Consider the following 16,032-nt stretch of genomic DNA (forward strand, 5'->3'; position numbering starts at 1 on the left):
CCCCCGCCAAAGCGGCTGGCGCCGGGATAGCGGTATGGCTGGGCACGGCGCGCATTGGGCGCACTGGTGGTGGCATAGGGTTCGTACATGTGGAAGCTGTAGAGCACCCGCGCGTCCGGCAACCGCGCCGGCCAGTAGCTGAAGGCGTCGGCCGCGCCGTACCAGCCGGCATCGACCATCAGCGGCATGGTGTCGTCGACGGCCCGGATGGCCGCAATCAGCTCGCCATAGAAGGCCGGCAGGTCGCGCGGCCCGTCCCGGTGACCGGCATACCACTGGCGCATGGCGTCGGCACTGGCGTGCTCGGCCAGCCCGCCGCGATATTCGGGCGCGGGTTCATTGACCAGGTTATAGCCGACCAATGCCGCATGGCCGCGCAAGGCCAGTGCCAGGTCGCGCCAGAAGCGCGCGGCCTGCTGCCAATGCACACGCTGCTGCCACAGGCGGTCGTCGAACTTGCCGCCGTTGTGTTGCCGCCAGCGCGATAGCGGCAGCGACAGCGGTGCGATCACCGCCTTGAGACCGGCACGCTCGATGCGGTCCAGCACCTGCCTGAGGGTGGCCAGGTCATGCGGGTCGAGCGCCTGGTAGTGGTCGGCGTCGCCAATGAGGAAATCACGTCGGCCGGACGGCCACTTGTCGTAAGAAAGACGAACCCAGCGCGCACCATGGGCACGCAGCGCATCGAAATAGGACTGCCCGGGTGGCAGGCGGTTGAAGCTGTTGCCGCCGCGGCGCTGGCTATCCCAGAACGCCAGCGGGTCGTCGGCCGCGCGCGCGGGCCATGCAACACAGGCAAGCATCAATAACAGGAACGGCAACAGGCGAGGCATGGCGGCAGGGTCCTTGGCAAACAGCCATTAGAGTCGCCAATGGACCAGAATGTATTCGATTGTGGACATCAAATACCCTTATACCGCCCATGCTTGATATAAAAACGACAATCTGTCGCTGGATTGAATCACGCCACGACCGTACCGCAGCGCGCCGAAATGTGGCAGGCTTGCGCCATCGACATAAATTCCCTGGAGTTGTCTGGCATGAGCCTTACCGAAGTCCCTCCCGAAATCCCGCACATCCAGCAGATCGAAGTCAACCAGTTGCAATGCCTGCGGGTACAGAACTCGCGCGGCGAGCTGCTGCTGGCGTTGCAAGGTGCGCAGGTACTGCGCTACCAGCAACACGGCCAGGAACCCCTGATCTGGCTCAGCGAGGAAGCCGCCTTCGAGACCGGCAACGCGGTGCGCGGCGGCATTCCGGTCTGCTGGCCCTGGTTCGGCGACCTGATGCGCAATCCGCCGCAGGTGCAGTCGCTGCATTCCGGCGGCCGCCTGCCGGCGCATGGCCTGGTGCGCACCATCGAATGGACCTTGCAGGAAAGCGCCATCGAGGGCGACCGGGTGCGACTGCTGCTGGCCATCCCTGCCACCACCGACTCGCCCAGCCTGCGGCACCTGCCGCGTGGGCTGGGACTGCTGCTGGAGATCGTGCTGGACGAGCAGCTGCACCTCAAGCTGACCACGCGCAACGACAGCCAACAGCACCTGGCGATCACGCAGGCCTTGCACAGCTACTTCGCCGTGTCCGACATTATCAATGTGACGGTCGAGGGGCTGGAGGGGCAGAGCTACATCGAGACGCTGGAAGGGTGGGCCGAACGCCAGCAGAAACGCGACCTGGTGGTCAGCAGCGAAACCGACCGCATCTATCTCGACCTGCCGCCACGCCTGACGCTGCGCGACGACGGCTGGAACCGCCGCATCCATATCGACGCCACCGGCTCGACCTCGGCCGTGGTGTGGAACCCTTGGGTCAGCAAGGCGCGCCGGCTGTCGCAGTTTGCCGACGATGCCTGGCAGCGCATGCTGTGCATCGAGACGGCCAATGTGATGAAGGACCTGGTCGAACTGGCACCCGGTGAAGAACATACCCTGGGCGTGACACTGACCGGCGAGCCGATGGCCTGACGTGTTAGGATGCTGACAACTGTAACTAACACTTTCGCGAACATGCATCCCAGGCTGCGCGGCGCCGCCCACAACATCCTGGCCAGCACCTTGTTCTGGAGCGTCATGCTGACCTTGATGCTGGAAGACGATGTGGCCATGCTGGCCTGCATGTTCAGCTGATCGCACTGCCTTGATCAACATGTCTTCACTCCTGCCCTGCTCCAGGCGCCTGCTGGCGACCGCGCTGCTGGCCCTGCTGGGCGGCGCGGCGCTCCCGGCGCGCGCCGAATGGCTGCCGCTGGGCGACAACAGCATCGGCAGCTTCTTCATCGACAAGAGCAGCATCGTGGCCACGCGCGGCATACGCCAGGCGCAGATCCTGCTCAACTGGACCCGCCCGCAATTGCTGATGGGCCAGGGCAGCAAGACCTACTACACCTCCGAGATCTCGACCGCCTATTTCGACTGCGCCAACCACCAGCTCGGTTTTGGCAGCCGCAAGATGTACGCGCAACCGGATGGTCGCGGGCAAGTGCTGCTGGCGCCGCAGCTTTCGTATTCCGACGTCAAGCTGTCGGACCCGCCGCCCGGCTCCACCGGCGAACGGGCCATCGACGCGGTGTGCGGCAGGTAAATTCTAGTGGCCGGGCCTTGCCCTATGTAGAAAAAGTCGTCATAATCGCGGGCTTGCGTTGCCGGGATGGCGGAATAGGTAGACGCACGGGACTCAAAATCCCGCGCCGCAAGGCGTGCCGGTTCGATTCCGGCTCCCGGCACCAGAGATTTGGTTGCAAGAAATAAAGGTGGCGCGATAACGGTGCAAGGTCATGCAAGGGGGTGACATCCGTGGTGCGCCAGCCACACAAAGACAGGTGGGTACGATGAACTCGTTCCCGCCTTTTTTTTCGACCACGAATCAAATGTAAATTTACGTATATTTAAGGCATGATGCCGTAGCATTGATTCATGTCTGTGAAAATAACGCAGCTTTATATAAACGCCACCGGATCCAGCCTGCACAGCAAACAACAATAGCAGGCGGGGGGCTAGACCGAACAGCCGCATGACCGCAGCGCATCGTTTGCGCCGGCGCCAGCGGCCGCGACAGCGGGGGTCCGGGTAACACATAGCCATATACAAAAGCCTTCGGGCTTTTAGAGAATATGCTTTTTGGGGATGTCAGCTTTTCGGTTGCGTCGCATGCGGCATGGGTTCCGGGAATCGATTCCGCAGAAGCCTGGCAGCAATGGGTCAACGGCCATCGCGCGGCAGCGGGTTCGGGAGAACCTGCCGTCAAGAGCATGCCGCCCATGCTCCGCCGCCGCGCCAGCCCGGCCGGCAAGATCGCACTCGAAACCGCCTACGCCGCACACCCCCTGCCGCCCCAGCCCGACGCCGCGGGCGACCATGACATCCCGCTGGTATTTGCCTCGCGCCATGGCGAATGCGGCCGTTCGGTCGAGTTGCTGCAGGCGCTGGTGGCCGGCAGCGCCTTGTCCCCCACCGCGTTCAGCCTGTCGGTCCATAACGCCAATGTCGGCCTGTTTTCGATCGCGCGCGGCATGCGCGGCAATGGCATCGCCATCGCCGCCGGCGCCAGCACCGTCGAGCACGCCCTCATCGAGGCTTGCGGCCTGCTGGCCGATGGCGCCCGGCAGGTGCTGGTGGTGATGGCCGATGGCCCGTTGCCGCCCGTGTTCGGCAACTTTCGCGATTGCGACGATGAACCCTTCGGCTGGGCCTGGCTGGTCCAGGGCGCCAGCCAGGATGGCGCCCTGCCCACGCTGTCGCTGCGATGGAGCGGCGACGACCTGCCGCCCGCGGAACCTGCATCGAGGGCGCCAGGCGGGGTGGAAGTGTTGCGGCTGTTCCTGTCGGCGCCGGACACGGCCGGCCTGGTGCGTCGCGCCAACGGCCGCCGCTGGCACTGGATCCGTCATGCATAGGCCGATCCGGCAACGGCTGGCCCGCATCTGGCGCATCGCCGCTACCGGCTTTTGCTTTGCCGTATTCGGCCTGGGCGGGCTGGTGATGCGGCTGTTCGCCTTTCCGCTGCTGGCGCTGCTGGTGCGCGACCGGCAACGCCAGGTGCTGGCCGCGCGCCGGCTGATCCAGCTGGCCATGCGTGGCTTTGTCGAACTGATGCGCGCCACCGGCGTGATCCGTTACCGCATCACCGGGCTGGAACGACTGCAGCGCACGGGCCTGCTGATCCTGGCCAACCACCCGACACTGATCGACACGGTGCTGCTGATGGCCTTCGTGCGGCATGCCGATTGCATCGTCAAGAATGCGCTATGGCGCAATCCGTTCACCCGCGGGCCGGTGCAGGCGGCCGGGTATATCAGCAACGACCAGGGACCGGAGCTGATCGAGGATTGCATCAATTCGATCCGCGCCGGCAGCAACCTGATCATCTTTCCGGAAGGCACGCGCACCCCGCGCGATGGCAACATCAGCTTCAAGCGTGGCGCGGCCAATGTGGCCGTGCGAGGCGTGTGCGCCATCACCCCGGTGGTGATCCGCTGCACCCCGGCGACCCTGGGCAAGGGCTGCAAATGGTGGGACGTGCCGCCCACCACAGCCCATTTCAGCATCGACATCGGCCAGGATATCGACCTGCGGCAAGCCATCGACGCCGCCTGCCCGGACACCGCAGCCGTCGAGATCGACAACCCGGGTGCGGCCGCGCGCCGGCTCACCCATTACCTGCAACACTATTTCATGAAAGAAAGCTAGTCGATGCAAACGCTCGAAGAAGACATCAAGGAACTGATCATCGAGGTTCTGCAGCTGGAAGACATCGGCCCGGCCGACATCGATAGCGCCGCCCCGCTGTTCGGCGACGGCCTGGGCCTCGATTCGATCGATGCACTGGAACTGGGCGTGGCCCTGCAAAAACGCTACGGCATCACGCTGTCGGCCAATTCGGAAGAAACCCGCAAGCACTTCGCATCGGTGCAGGCGCTGGCGGCGCTGGTCGCCAATCACAATCAATGAGGCTCATGATGACCACTTTGGCCCCCACCATGAACAAGGACGAGATCACCCTGTGGATCATCGACATGCTGCACGAGATGTTCGAGATCGACAAGGCGGCCATCACGCCCCAGTCCAACCTCTATACCGATCTCGACATCGACAGCATCGATGCCGTCGATATCGTGGTCAAGCTGAACCAGATCACCGGCAAGCGCATCCAGCCCGATGTGTTCCGTACCGTGCGCACGGTGCAGGATGTGGTCGATGTGCTCGACACGCTGATCGGCGCGGATGAAAAAGCCTGACCTGCCCACCCTGCTGGGCACGTTGCTGATCCTGCTCTACCCGCTGTTGATCTGGAGCGCGCACGGTCGCCTCGAACCGCGCCAGCTGGCACTGCTGCTGCTGGCCATCGGCGCGGTGCGGCTGTTGGCGGCAAGATGGGCGATCAAGCTGGTATGGCCGGGCCTGGCGGCGCTGCTGCTGGCCGCGCCGGCCCTGTTGTGGAACGACCTGCTGCCGCTGAAACTGTACCCGGTGCTCATCAGCATGGGCATGCTGGTGCTGTTCGGCGCCAGCCTGCTGCGTCCACCGTCGATCATCGAGCGCCTGGCGCGCCTGCGCGACCCGGCGCTGCCGCCCTTCGCCATCGCCTATACCCGTCGCGTGACCCAGGTCTGGTGCGGCTTCTTCGCCCTCAATGGCAGCATCGCACTGGGCACGGCACTATGGGCGCCGCCCGCCGTGTGGTCGCTCTATACCGGCCTGGTGTCGTACCTGATGATGGGCGTCCTGTTTGCCGGCGAATACCTGGTACGTATCTATCTCAAGCGGCAACACCATGCCTGACGCTGTCCCCCTCGACCTGCTGCAGTGGCCATTGCGCCGCCGCGACGATACCCACATCATTGGCTGGCGCGGTGGCGTGCCGGTCGACAACGGCAGCTTCCAGCGCCAGGTGCTGGGCTGGCGCGACCGGCTGCTGGCCCATCCCGGGCAGCGTTTCGCACTGTTCCACGCCGATACCCTGCATTTCGCCGCCGCCCTGTTCGGTGCCTGGCTGGCCGCCAAGACCGTCTACCTGCCGGGCGATGCGCTGCCCGACACCTGCGGCGCGCTGGCGCGCGATGTCGACGCCTTCATCGGCGAGTTCGAGCCCACGCTCGCCCCCCTGCCCGCCCCCGCCCCGGCCGCGCCGGGTGACGCGGCCGACTGGCCGCCGCTGGCGCCGTCTTTCGCGGCGCTGGTGGTGAGCACCTCCGGCACCACCGGCCACGCCCAGGCCATTGCCAAGAGCATGATGCAACTGGCCAGCGAAGTAGCCACGCTGGAGGCATTGTTCGGCCAGCAGCTGGGCCAGGCCGAGATCGTCTCGACCGTCTCGCACCAGCACATCTACGGTTTGCTGTTCAAGGTGCTGTGGCCGTTGGCGGCCGGACGCCCGGTGCAGGCGCACAGCGCGTTCTTCCCGGAAGACCTGCGGCGGCTGGTGCCACCGCGTCCATGGGCGTTGCTGTCATCGCCGGCACACCTGAAGCGTTTTCCCGAGCAACCGACGCGGCCCGAGACGCGCCTGCTGCAGGCGCTGTTTTCGTCCGGCGGGCCGCTCACCGCCGATGCCGCACGGGGCGTGCAAGAGGTATTCGGCCAGCGCGCGCTGGAGGTCTACGGCAGTTCCGAGACCGGTGGCATCGCCTGGCGTCAACCGCACGTTGGTGCATTGCGCGCCGAGCACTGGCAGCCCATGCCCGGGGTCGAGGTACGCGCTGGCGCCGACGCCACGCTCGAAGTGCGTTCACCGCACCTGCCCGATGGGCAATGGTTCGCCATGGCCGACCGCGCCAGCCTGGATGTAGCCGGCTTCACGCTGCATGGGCGCGCCGATCGCATCGTCAAGCTGGAAGAAAAACGCATCTCGCTGGACCAGATCGAACGCTTGCTGCTGGCCTCCCCGCTGGTGGCCGAATGCCGCGTGCTGGTCCATGAGGGCCGTCGCCAGCGCCAGCTGATCGCTGCCTTCGTGGTGCCCACGGCGGCCGGGCGCGTGCTGCTCGCGCAAGGCCGGGGGCAACTCAATGCCGCCTTGCGGACGATACTGGCCGGGGCCATCGAGGGCCTGGCGCTGCCCCGCCTGTGGCGCTATCTCGACGCCATGCCGGTCAATGCCCAGGGCAAGCTGACGCAGGCCGCCTTGAGCGCGTTGCTGGACGCCGCGCCCACGCCGCCGGCGCGCCCGACCCAGCCGCAGGTGCGCGAGATCGAACGCAGCCAGCACCGTGTGGTGCTGGCCTTGCAGGTGCCGCTCGACCTGCTCTACTTCGACGGACATTTCCCCGCTACACCGATCCTGCCCGGAGTGGTCCAGACCGATTGGGCACTGTCCCTGGGACGGCGTTATTTTGCGTTGCCGCCACGCTTCCTGGGCCTGCAGGCCTTGAAGTTCCAGCGCGTGATCGTACCCGGCGCCAGCGTCACGCTGGAGCTGCAACACGACACCGAGCGCCAGGCGCTGTCGTTCCAGCTGCATTCCGAGGGCCAGCAGCACGCCAGCGGCCGTTTCCTGCTGGGGCACGCGGCATGACCGGCGCGCAGTGCATGGCGGCCGTGATCCCGGTCTATAACCACGAACATGCCATCGGCGTGGTGGTCGATGCCGTACTGCGCCATGACCTGCACTGCGTGCTGGTCGACGATGGCTGCCAGGCCGGTTGCGCGGCGGTGCTGCGCCAGCTGGCACAGCACCACGCCGGGCGCGTCACGCTGCTGGTGCACCCGCACAACCGTGGCAAGGGCGCCGCCGTGATGACCGGCCTGCGGCATGTGGCCGCGGCCGGCTATAGCCATGCATTGCAGATCGACGCCGATGGCCAGCACGACGCCGCCGACATCGCCCGCTTCATCGGCGCCAGCGCCGCCGCCCCGCTGGCGGTGATCAACGGCCAGCCGGTGTACGACCAGAGCGTGCCGCGCACTCGCCTGTACGCGCGCTACCTGACCCACGTCTGGGTGTGGATCAATACCCTCTCGCTGGACATCCGCGATTCGATGTGCGGGTTTCGCGTCTATCCGGTGGCCAGTACCCTGGGCTTGATCGATAGTGCCCGTATCGGCCAGCGCATGGACTTCGATACCGATATCCTGGTGCGCTTGCACTGGCGCGGCTTGCGGGTCGTCAACCTGCCTACCCGCGTGCGCTATCCGCTGGATGGGGTCTCGCATTTCAAGCTGTGGCTCGACAACGTGCTGATCTCGCGCATGCATGCGCGGCTGTTCGTGGGCATGTTGCTGCGGTCGCCACGGTTGCTGTGGCGCCGCCTGCGAGCACGCTGATGCGCAAGCCCTCGCATGCCTCCGAACGCAGCCGCCACTGGGCGCAGATCAACGAAGTCAGCTTCGTGACGGGCATGCGCCTGCTGTTCGCGGTCTACCGGCTGCTGGGACGGGGGCCGTTCCGGCTGCTGCTATACCCGGTACTGGGCTGGTACATCGCCGTCAACGGCCGCGCCCGCCGCGCCTCGCGCGATTACCTGCAACAGGTGGCCAGCTGGCGCCCGCAAGCCGGGGTACGCGCCGACCTGGTTGGCGTGTTCCGGCACTTCCGCGCCTTCGGCGAGAGCCTGCTCGACAAGATGCTGCTGTGGGGTGGGCTGTTTGCGCTGGACCGGGTCCAGCTGCACGGCCAGCAACACATCGCGCACGCCATCGCGGCCGGTCGTGGCGGCCTGTTGATCTGCACCCACCTGGGCAACCTCGAGCTGTGCCGGGTGATGGCACGGCGCTATCCCGCGGTACGCCTGACGGTGCTGGTGCATACCCGGCACGCCCAGGCCTTCAACCGCATGCTGGCGCAACTCGATCCGGGCAGCCAGCTCAACCTGCTGCAGGTGACCGAGATGTCCCCGGCCACCGCCATGATGCTGGCCGACAAGGTGGCGCAAGGCGAATTCGTGGTGATCGCCGGCGACCGGGTGCCGGTGTCGGCCTCGCCGCGCGTGGCGCAGGCCAGCTTCATGGGCCGCAGCGCGGCCTTTCCGGTGGGTCCGTTTGTCCTGGCCAGCCTGTTGCAATGTCCGGTATTTCTGATGTTTTCACGACGCACCGCCGACGGTGCGCGGCTCGACTTCGAAGCCTTCAGCGATCGCGTGGAACTGCCACGCAAAGAGCGCCCGCAGCACCTGGACCGGCTAGCCGGCCAGTACGCTGCGCGGCTGGAAGCGCATTGCCTGCAAGCGCCCTACCAATGGTTCAACTTCTATCACTTCTGGGCACAGCCCGCACTGGACGACACGCATGACCGACCTGCACCACACTGAATCCCCCCGCGCTGTCACCTTTGGCGCTGCGGCACTGCGTATCGAAGACGTGGTGGCGCTGTCGCAGGCGCGCGTGCGGCCGGCGTTGTCCGATAGCCCGGCGTTCCTGGCGCGCATCCAGCGCGGGGCCGACTTCCTCGACCGGCTGCTGCGCGAGGATGGCAATATCTATGGGGTCACCACCGGCTACGGCGACTCCTGCACCGTGACCGTGCCGGCAGCGCTGGTGGCCGACCTGCCACATCACCTGTACACCTATCACGGTTGCGGGCTGGGCGCGCTGTTCTCGCCCCAGCAGACCCGCGCCATCCTGGCGGCACGCCTCAATTCGCTGACCCAGGGATACTCCGGCGTCAGCGTGGCGCTGCTCAAGCAGATCGAGGCGCTGCTGCAGCGCGACCTGCTGCCGCTGATCCCCAGCGAAGGCTCGGTCGGCGCCAGCGGCGACCTGACCCCGCTGTCGTACCTGGCGGCGGTGCTGTGCGGCGAACGCGAAGTCTGGCGCGACGGCGCCCCGGTGGCGGCGGCCCAGGCCCTGTCCGAGGCAGGACTGACGCCGCTGCGGCTGCGTCCCAAGGAAGGGCTGGCGATCATGAACGGCACTGCCGTCATGACCGCCCTGGCCTGCCTGGCGTTCGACCGCGCCCGCTACCTCACCCAGCTGGCCACCCGCATCACCGCCATGGCCAGTTTCGCGCTGGACGGCAATGCCCACCATTTCGACGCCACGCTGTTCTCGGTCAAGCCGCACCCCGGCCAGCAGCGGGTGGCTTCCTGGCTGCAGCAAGACTTGTCGTGCGACCAGCCACACCGCAATGAAAAGCGCCTGCAGGACCGTTATTCGATCCGCTGCGCGCCGCATGTCATCGGCGTGCTGGCCGATGCCCTGCCATGGTTGCGCAGCTCGATCGAGAACGAACTCAACAGCGCCAACGACAACCCCATCATCGATCCCGACCACGAGCGGGTACTGCACGGCGGCCATTTCTACGGCGGCCACATCGCCTTTGCCATGGACAGCATGAAGAACGCCGTGGCCAATATCGCCGACCTGCTCGACCGGCAGATGGCACTCCTGGTCGACGGCCGCTACAACAACGGCCTGCCATCGAACCTGTCGGGCGCCGTCGGCGAGCGCGCAGCCATCAACCATGGCTTGAAGGCGCTGCAGATCAGTGCCTCGGCCTGGACCGCCGAAGCGCTCAAGCTGACCATGCCGGCCTCGGTGTTCTCGCGCTCGACCGAATGCCACAACCAGGACAAGGTGAGCATGGGCACCATCGCCGCGCGCGACTGCCTGCGGGTACTGGAACTGACCGAACAGGTGACGGCCGCCATGCTGGTCACGGTGCGCCAGGGCGTCTGGCTGCGTACCCGGCAACAGGCCGATGGCCAGGCGGCATTGCAGGCGCTGCCGGGCCAGCGACTGGCCGCCATGCAGCAGGCGCTGGGCGCGCAAATCGCGGCGGTCGAGGAAGACCGCATGTTGGAACCCGACCTGCGCGCGCTGTTGTCGTCCATCCGTGCCCAGGCCTGGACGCTGTATGAGTAATACCATCCTGCCCACCGGCGGCCTGCGGCTGGCCAATTCGCCCTGGAGCGCCGAGATCGAGGTCAAGATCCAGTTCTACGACCTGGACCCGATGGACATCGTCTGGCACGGCAACTACGTCAAGTACCTGGAAGATGCTCGCTGCGCCCTGCTCGACCAGATCGACTACAACTACACCACGATGAAGGAGTCCGGCTATGCCTGGCCGATCATCGAGATGAACCTGCGCTATGTGCAACCGGCCGTGTTCGGCCAGCGAGTGCGGGTGCGCGCGGCCATCGTCGAATGGGAACATCGTCTGCGGATCGATTACCTGCTCAGCGACGCCCACAGCGGCCAGCGCCTCACGCGCGCCACCACCAGCCAGGTGGCGGTGCGAATCGACACGCGCGACATGTGCTTCGTCTCGCCTCCCGTGCTGTGGCACAAACTTGGATTGACTCCCCCGACCCCATGATCAGACACTTCCTTACCCTGGCCACGCTGCTGGCGACATCGCTGCTGGCCGCCCCGGCCCTGGCCGAGGCCCCCGTACAGCAGATCCAGGCCACGCTGGCGCGCCCGGCGCAGATGTGCGGCCGCTTCGACCAGACCAAGCAACTGACCGGCATCAAGAAGCCGCTGCAATCGAATGGGCGCTTCTGCGTCATCGCCGGCCGCGGCATCCTGTGGCAGGCGCTGCAGCCCTTCCCCAACACCCTGCGCATCACCCGCGACGCGATCCAGCAGATGCAGGATGGCCGGGTGGCGATGAAACTCGACGCCCAGCAGGAACCGGTGGTCAAGATGATCAACAGCGTGCTGTTCTCGCTGCTGGCGGGCGACCTGTCCCAGCTCGATGCACTGTTCGCACTGGACGGCCAGATCAGCAACGGCCACTGGAAGGTGGCGCTCAAGGCACGCCAGCCGGCCTTGGCCCGTGCCATCGGCGACATCACCCTGGAAGGCGGCGCCTATGTCGAGCGGGTGCTGATGCAGGAAGCCAGCGGCGACCGCACCGACATCGTGTTCTCGGACATCAAGACCGGGGCCGGCGCCATGACTGCCGCCGAAGGAGCGCTGTTTGACTAGGCCCGCCGCTTTCCTGCGTCGTGGCCTGGCGACGTGCTGGCTGTTGGTGGTGTTGCTGGTGGGAGCCCACAACGCCTGGCTGTGGCTGGTGCAGCGTGCCAGCCCCGACACCGACATCCTGGCGCTGCTGCCCTCGGCGCGCAATGACGCGGTACTGCAGCAGGCGTTTTCGCACATGGTCGACGCCGCCCAGCAGAAGGTGGTGGTGCTGGTGGGCGATGCCGACTGGAACCGCGCCACCCGCGCCGCCGATGCCTATACCGCCACGTTGCAGCCGCACGCCGCGCTCATCGCCCCGGCCGCCGGCAACGCCGGCGAACTGCAGCAGCAGTGGCTGGCCGCGCTCGATACCAGCCGCAGCGTGCTATTGACCGATGCCCAGGCGCGGCAACTGGCCAACGACTCGCCCGAACAATGGAGCCGCCAGGCGCTGGCCGGCCTGTACGGTGCATTTTCCGGCCCGCGGCTGGGCGCCTGGGTGGACGATCCATTCAACCTGTTTTCCGGCTGGCTGCAACAGCGTGCGCAGGAAACCCCGGTGCGTCCGCGCGATGGCCGCCTGTTCGTCGAGCGCGACGGCCGTTCCTATGTATTGCTGCTGCTCGAGCTGAAGGCGCCGGCCTTTTCGATGGCGGCCCAGCGCCAGTTGATCCCGCTGCTGGAGCAGGCCCGTCGTGCTGCGCTGGCGCAATTGCCGCATGGCCAGTTGCTCACCGCCGGCGTGGTGTTGCATGCCGCCGCCGCCAGCGACCAGGCCAGCGGCGAGATGGCCACCATCGGCGCCGGTTCGCTGGTCGGCATCCTGCTGCTGATGTGGTTGAGCTTCCGTTCGTTCAAGCCGATTGCCTACATCGCGATCTCCATCGCCATCGGCTGCATGGGTGCGCTGTCGGTCAGCTGGCTGGTATTCGGCCATGTGCACCTGCTCACGCTGGTGTTCGGCGCCAGCCTGATCGGCGTGGCGCAGGACTACGCCATCTATTTCCTGTGCGCACGGTTGGGTTCGCCCACCACGCTGGCCTCGCACGGCTTGCTGCGCCAATTGCTGCCGGGCCTGTGCCTGATGCTGCTGGCGGCGGTGATCGGCTATCTCGGCATGGCCGCCACGCCGTTTCCGGGGCTGCAGCAGATGGCCGTGTTTTCCGCTTTGGGACTGGTGTTCGCGTGGCTGACCGTGGTCTGCTGGTTTCCCGCGCTGGTGGGCCCCGCTACCCTGCGCGCAACACCGCTGGCACATGCCTGCAGCCGCAGCATCCATGGCTGGCCGCGCCTGACCAGCATGCGCGGCTGGCACCTGAAGGGTGCCGCGGCAGTATTCGTGGTCGGCTTTTGCGTCTCGGGCCTGGCGCGACTGCACGTGAGCGACGACATCCGGGCACTGCAGAAGACGCCGCAGGCCTTGCTCGATGACCAGATCCGGGTGGGCAAGCTGCTCGACATGGCCGCGCCGGTGCAGTTCTACCTGGTGCGTGGCGCGTCGGACGAAGATGTATTGCAAAAAGAAGAGCGGCTGCGCCAGCAGCTGCAACCGCTGGTGGCCGAAGGCGTGATCGGCGGCGTCCAGGCGGTGTCGAACTGGGTGCCATCGCAGCGCACCCAGCGCGCCAACCTGGCACTGGTCGATACGGCGCTGATGCAAGCCCGCAACGGCCAGCCGGCGGCCATCGAGCAGGTGGCGCGCGCCATCGACGAAGCTCCGCAATGGATCGCCGACATGCGCAGCCGGGTGCGCGCGCATGCCCGATGGCTCACGCCCGAGGCGTTCCTGGCTTCGCCCGCCGGCGACAGCGCACGCCACCTGTGGCTGCCGTTGCCGCAGGGCGCGGCCAGTATCGTGGCCATTCGCGGCCTGGCCGACTATCGCCAGTTGCCGCGCCTGGCGGCGGTGGCGGCTGGCGTGGACGGCGTGCAATGGGTCGACAAGGTGGGCGATATCTCGGCCGTGCTCAAGTATTACCGGCAGTACATGAGCTGGGCACTGGCGGCGGCCTACCTGGCGATCTTGGTGCTGCTGTCGCTGCGCTACCGGCGCCAGGCCTGGCGCGCCATTGCACCACCCTTGCTGGCCACGCTGCTGACATTGGCGCTGTTCGGCTGGAGCGGCCAGCCGCTGCAGCTGTTCCACGTACTGGCCGCATTGCTGGTGCTGGGACTGGGCGTGGACTACGGCATCTTCCTGCTGGAGCCGTCGCAGCGCGAACGGCGCTTCGCCTGGCTTACCGTGGGGCTGTCGGCCATCAGCGCGCTGCTCTCGTTCGGCCTGCTGGCGTGCAGCGGCAGCCCGCCGCTGCACGCCTTTGGATTGACCATGCTGGTCGGCATGCTGCTGGTATGGCTGCTGGCCCCCTGTTTCATCGCTACGGCGCCTACACGGACACCTTCATGAATATCGAACGGCATGACGTCGTCATCATCGGAGCCGGCCCTGCCGGCGCCGTTGCCGCGGCGCTGTTGCGCCAGCAGGGCCACCAGGTCCTGGTCATCGAGCAGCAACGGTTTCCGCGCTTTTCGATTGGCGAAAGCCTGCTGCCGCAAAGCATGCAGTTCATCGAGCAGGCCGGCATGCTGCAGGCGGTGGTCGAACACGGTTTCCAGTTCAAGAATGGCGCCTCCTTCGTCAGGGGCGACGACCACACCGCGTTCGACTTCCGTGACAAGCACTCGGCCGGATGGGGCACCACCTACCAGGTCCCGCGCGGCGAGTTCGATCACCTCCTGGCATGCCAGGCCGAGCGCTTCGGCGCCATCGTGCGCTATCGGCATGGCGTGACCGATGCCGACTTCAGCGGCGCCCAGCCGGTATTGTCGGTGCTCGACGACAGCGCTGCCGCGCCGCGCGCCTACACCGTGCAGGCGCGCTTCGTGCTGGACGCCAGCGGCTTCGGCCGCGTCTTGCCGCGCCTGCTGGCGCTGGAGCAGCCGAGCGGGTTCCCGGTGCGCACCGCGCACTTCACGCATATCGCCGACGGTATCCTGGGCCCGCACTTCGACCGCAACAAGATTCGCATTACCGTACACCCGCAGCACCACGACGTGTGGTATTGGCTCATTCCGTTTTCCGACGGCAGGAGCTCGATCGGCGTGGTCGCCAGCGACAGTTTCATCCAGTCGCTGCCGGCCGCCGACGAAACGGCCACGCTACAGCGCCTGGTGCATGCAGACCCGAGCTTGCGCGCGCTGCTGGCTGCGGCCACCTGGGATACCCCGGCGCGGCGCCTGACCGGCTACGCCGCCAATGTCACCTCGCTGCATGGGCGAGGCTATGCGCTGCTGGGCAATGCCGGTGAATTCCTCGATCCGATCTTCTCGTCGGGCGTGACCATCGCCATGAAATCGGCCTCGCTGGCGGCCGCCGCGCTGGAGCGCCAGCTGGCCGGGCAGGTCGTGGACTGGGAAGCCGACTACGCCGCCCCGCTCAAGGCCGGGGTCGACACCTTCCGCACCTTCGTCGAGTCGTGGTACGCCGGCGGTTTCCAGGACGTCATCTTCCATCGGCAGCAGCAACCGCAGATCCGGCGCATGATCTCCTCGATCCTGGCCGGCTATGCCTGGGACACCAGCAATCCGTTCGTGGCCGAAAGCCGCCGCCGGCTGGACGCACTGGAGTCGCTATGCGGTCGCTGACACTGTGGCTGGCGAGCCTGCTGCTGGCCGCCTGCGCCAGCCCCGGCCCGGCGCCATCGGCGCGACTCCAGCTGCGATTGGCACCGGCCGCGCTGGGCGCCGAGATCAGCCTGCAGCAGCACCTGACGGTGCAACGCGAGGGCCGCACCGACCAGCTCGACACCGTGCTCGAAATCGACGCCAGGCAGCTGGACCTGGTCGGCCTGGCATTCGGCCAGCGGGTGATGAGCTTGCATTACGACGGCCGCGAACTCACTACCTGGCGCCACTTCATGCTACCGGCGCAGGTGCAGGGCGAAGACGTATTGCAAGATGTGCAATTGACGCTGTGGCCGGCCGAGAGCATCCGCTCGGCCCTTCCCGCTGGCTGGGAGTTGCGCGAAAGCGAGGGGCAACGTACCCTCTTGCAGGGTGGAGAACCGATTGCAGTGATCGATTACCCCGACCGCAAGCCATGGGGTGGCCGGGTGGTCCTGACCAACCTGCGCTACCGCTACAAACTGACCATCCAGTCCGTCGTGAACCCGCAATGAACCGCACG

Annotated in this window: 17 protein-coding genes and 1 tRNA gene; 17 read left to right on the plus strand and 1 reads right to left on the minus strand. The window is 66.6% G+C overall.

Annotation, left to right across the window (positions count from 1 at the left end):
* Window positions 1-833 (minus strand): glycoside hydrolase family 5 protein (locus PMI40_RS03285; protein WP_008112078.1); only part of this gene is annotated, 833 nt, incomplete at its 3' end.
* 207 nt (window positions 834-1,040) lie between these two features.
* On the opposite strand from PMI40_RS03285, the gene PMI40_RS03290 reads away from it, so the two are divergent.
* The 17 genes from PMI40_RS03290 (at window position 1,041) to PMI40_RS03370 (ending at window position 16,024) form a co-directional block, all read left to right on the plus strand.
* Complete coding sequence (locus PMI40_RS03290; RefSeq protein WP_008112080.1) at window positions 1,041-1,967, plus strand: D-hexose-6-phosphate mutarotase; 927 nt, start codon at window positions 1,041-1,043, stop codon at window positions 1,965-1,967.
* 181 nt (window positions 1,968-2,148) lie between these two features.
* Window positions 2,149-2,583, plus strand: a complete 435-nt coding sequence (locus PMI40_RS03295) for a surface-adhesin E family protein (protein WP_008112085.1) — start codon at window positions 2,149-2,151, stop codon at window positions 2,581-2,583.
* Between the two features lie 60 nt (window positions 2,584-2,643).
* Window positions 2,644-2,728 (plus strand) — tRNA-Leu (locus PMI40_RS03300).
* A 384-nt stretch (window positions 2,729-3,112) separates the two neighbouring features.
* The gene (locus PMI40_RS03305; protein ID WP_081496396.1) at window positions 3,113-3,895 is read left to right on the plus strand and encodes a beta-ketoacyl synthase chain length factor; all 783 of its coding nucleotides are present in this window, start codon (window positions 3,113-3,115) and stop codon (window positions 3,893-3,895) included.
* On the plus strand, window positions 3,888-4,688 hold the full coding sequence (locus PMI40_RS03310) for a 1-acyl-sn-glycerol-3-phosphate acyltransferase (protein ID WP_008112089.1): 801 nt from the start codon (window positions 3,888-3,890) through the stop codon (window positions 4,686-4,688). Before PMI40_RS03305 ends, PMI40_RS03310 begins: the two co-directional genes overlap by 8 nt.
* Window positions 4,689-4,691: 3 nt before the next feature.
* Window positions 4,692-4,949: a phosphopantetheine-binding protein gene (locus PMI40_RS03315; RefSeq protein ID WP_008112090.1), complete on the plus strand. Its 258-nt coding sequence runs from the start codon at window positions 4,692-4,694 to the stop codon at window positions 4,947-4,949.
* Between the two features lie 8 nt (window positions 4,950-4,957).
* Window positions 4,958-5,236 carry an acyl carrier protein gene (locus tag PMI40_RS03320; protein WP_008112093.1) on the plus strand — a complete coding sequence of 93 codons (279 nt, stop codon included), beginning with the start codon at window positions 4,958-4,960 and terminating at the stop codon, window positions 5,234-5,236.
* Window positions 5,223-5,780, plus strand: coding sequence for a hypothetical protein (locus tag PMI40_RS03325; protein WP_008112095.1), 558 nt, complete (start codon window positions 5,223-5,225; stop codon window positions 5,778-5,780). Before PMI40_RS03320 ends, PMI40_RS03325 begins: the two co-directional genes overlap by 14 nt.
* Entirely contained in the window at window positions 5,773-7,512 is a 1,740-nt protein-coding gene (locus PMI40_RS03330; RefSeq protein WP_008112096.1) for an AMP-binding protein, read from the plus strand. The genes PMI40_RS03325 and PMI40_RS03330 overlap by 8 nt, the downstream gene beginning before the upstream one ends.
* The gene (locus tag PMI40_RS03335; protein ID WP_008112098.1) at window positions 7,509-8,261 is read left to right on the plus strand and encodes a glycosyltransferase family 2 protein; all 753 of its coding nucleotides are present in this window, start codon (window positions 7,509-7,511) and stop codon (window positions 8,259-8,261) included. Before PMI40_RS03330 ends, PMI40_RS03335 begins: the two co-directional genes overlap by 4 nt.
* The gene (locus PMI40_RS03340; RefSeq protein WP_008112100.1) at window positions 8,261-9,244 is read left to right on the plus strand and encodes an acyltransferase; all 984 of its coding nucleotides are present in this window, start codon (window positions 8,261-8,263) and stop codon (window positions 9,242-9,244) included. Before PMI40_RS03335 ends, PMI40_RS03340 begins: the two co-directional genes overlap by 1 nt.
* A complete protein-coding gene (gene hutH / locus PMI40_RS03345) occupies window positions 9,222-10,796 on the plus strand; it encodes a histidine ammonia-lyase (protein WP_008112103.1) in 1,575 nt (524 codons plus the stop codon). Before PMI40_RS03340 ends, hutH begins: the two co-directional genes overlap by 23 nt.
* Entirely contained in the window at window positions 10,789-11,253 is a 465-nt protein-coding gene (locus tag PMI40_RS03350) for a thioesterase family protein (protein ID WP_008112104.1), read from the plus strand. The genes hutH and PMI40_RS03350 overlap by 8 nt, the downstream gene beginning before the upstream one ends.
* Entirely contained in the window at window positions 11,250-11,867 is a 618-nt protein-coding gene (locus PMI40_RS03355; RefSeq protein WP_008112105.1) for an outer membrane lipoprotein carrier protein LolA, read from the plus strand. The genes PMI40_RS03350 and PMI40_RS03355 overlap by 4 nt, the downstream gene beginning before the upstream one ends.
* On the plus strand, window positions 11,860-14,253 hold the full coding sequence (locus tag PMI40_RS03360; RefSeq protein WP_008112106.1) for an MMPL family transporter: 2,394 nt from the start codon (window positions 11,860-11,862) through the stop codon (window positions 14,251-14,253). Before PMI40_RS03355 ends, PMI40_RS03360 begins: the two co-directional genes overlap by 8 nt.
* Window positions 14,250-15,491 carry an NAD(P)/FAD-dependent oxidoreductase gene (locus PMI40_RS03365; protein ID WP_040501610.1) on the plus strand — a complete coding sequence of 414 codons (1,242 nt, stop codon included), beginning with the start codon at window positions 14,250-14,252 and terminating at the stop codon, window positions 15,489-15,491. The genes PMI40_RS03360 and PMI40_RS03365 overlap by 4 nt, the downstream gene beginning before the upstream one ends.
* Window positions 15,479-16,024, plus strand: a complete 546-nt coding sequence (locus PMI40_RS03370; protein WP_008112108.1) for a DUF3261 domain-containing protein — start codon at window positions 15,479-15,481, stop codon at window positions 16,022-16,024. The genes PMI40_RS03365 and PMI40_RS03370 overlap by 13 nt, the downstream gene beginning before the upstream one ends.
* Window positions 16,025-16,032 lie beyond the last annotated feature (8 nt).

Origin of the sequence: Herbaspirillum sp. YR522, from assembly GCF_000282575.1 — a bacterium.
Classification (GTDB): Bacteria; Pseudomonadota; Gammaproteobacteria; order Burkholderiales; family Burkholderiaceae_D; genus Herbaspirillum.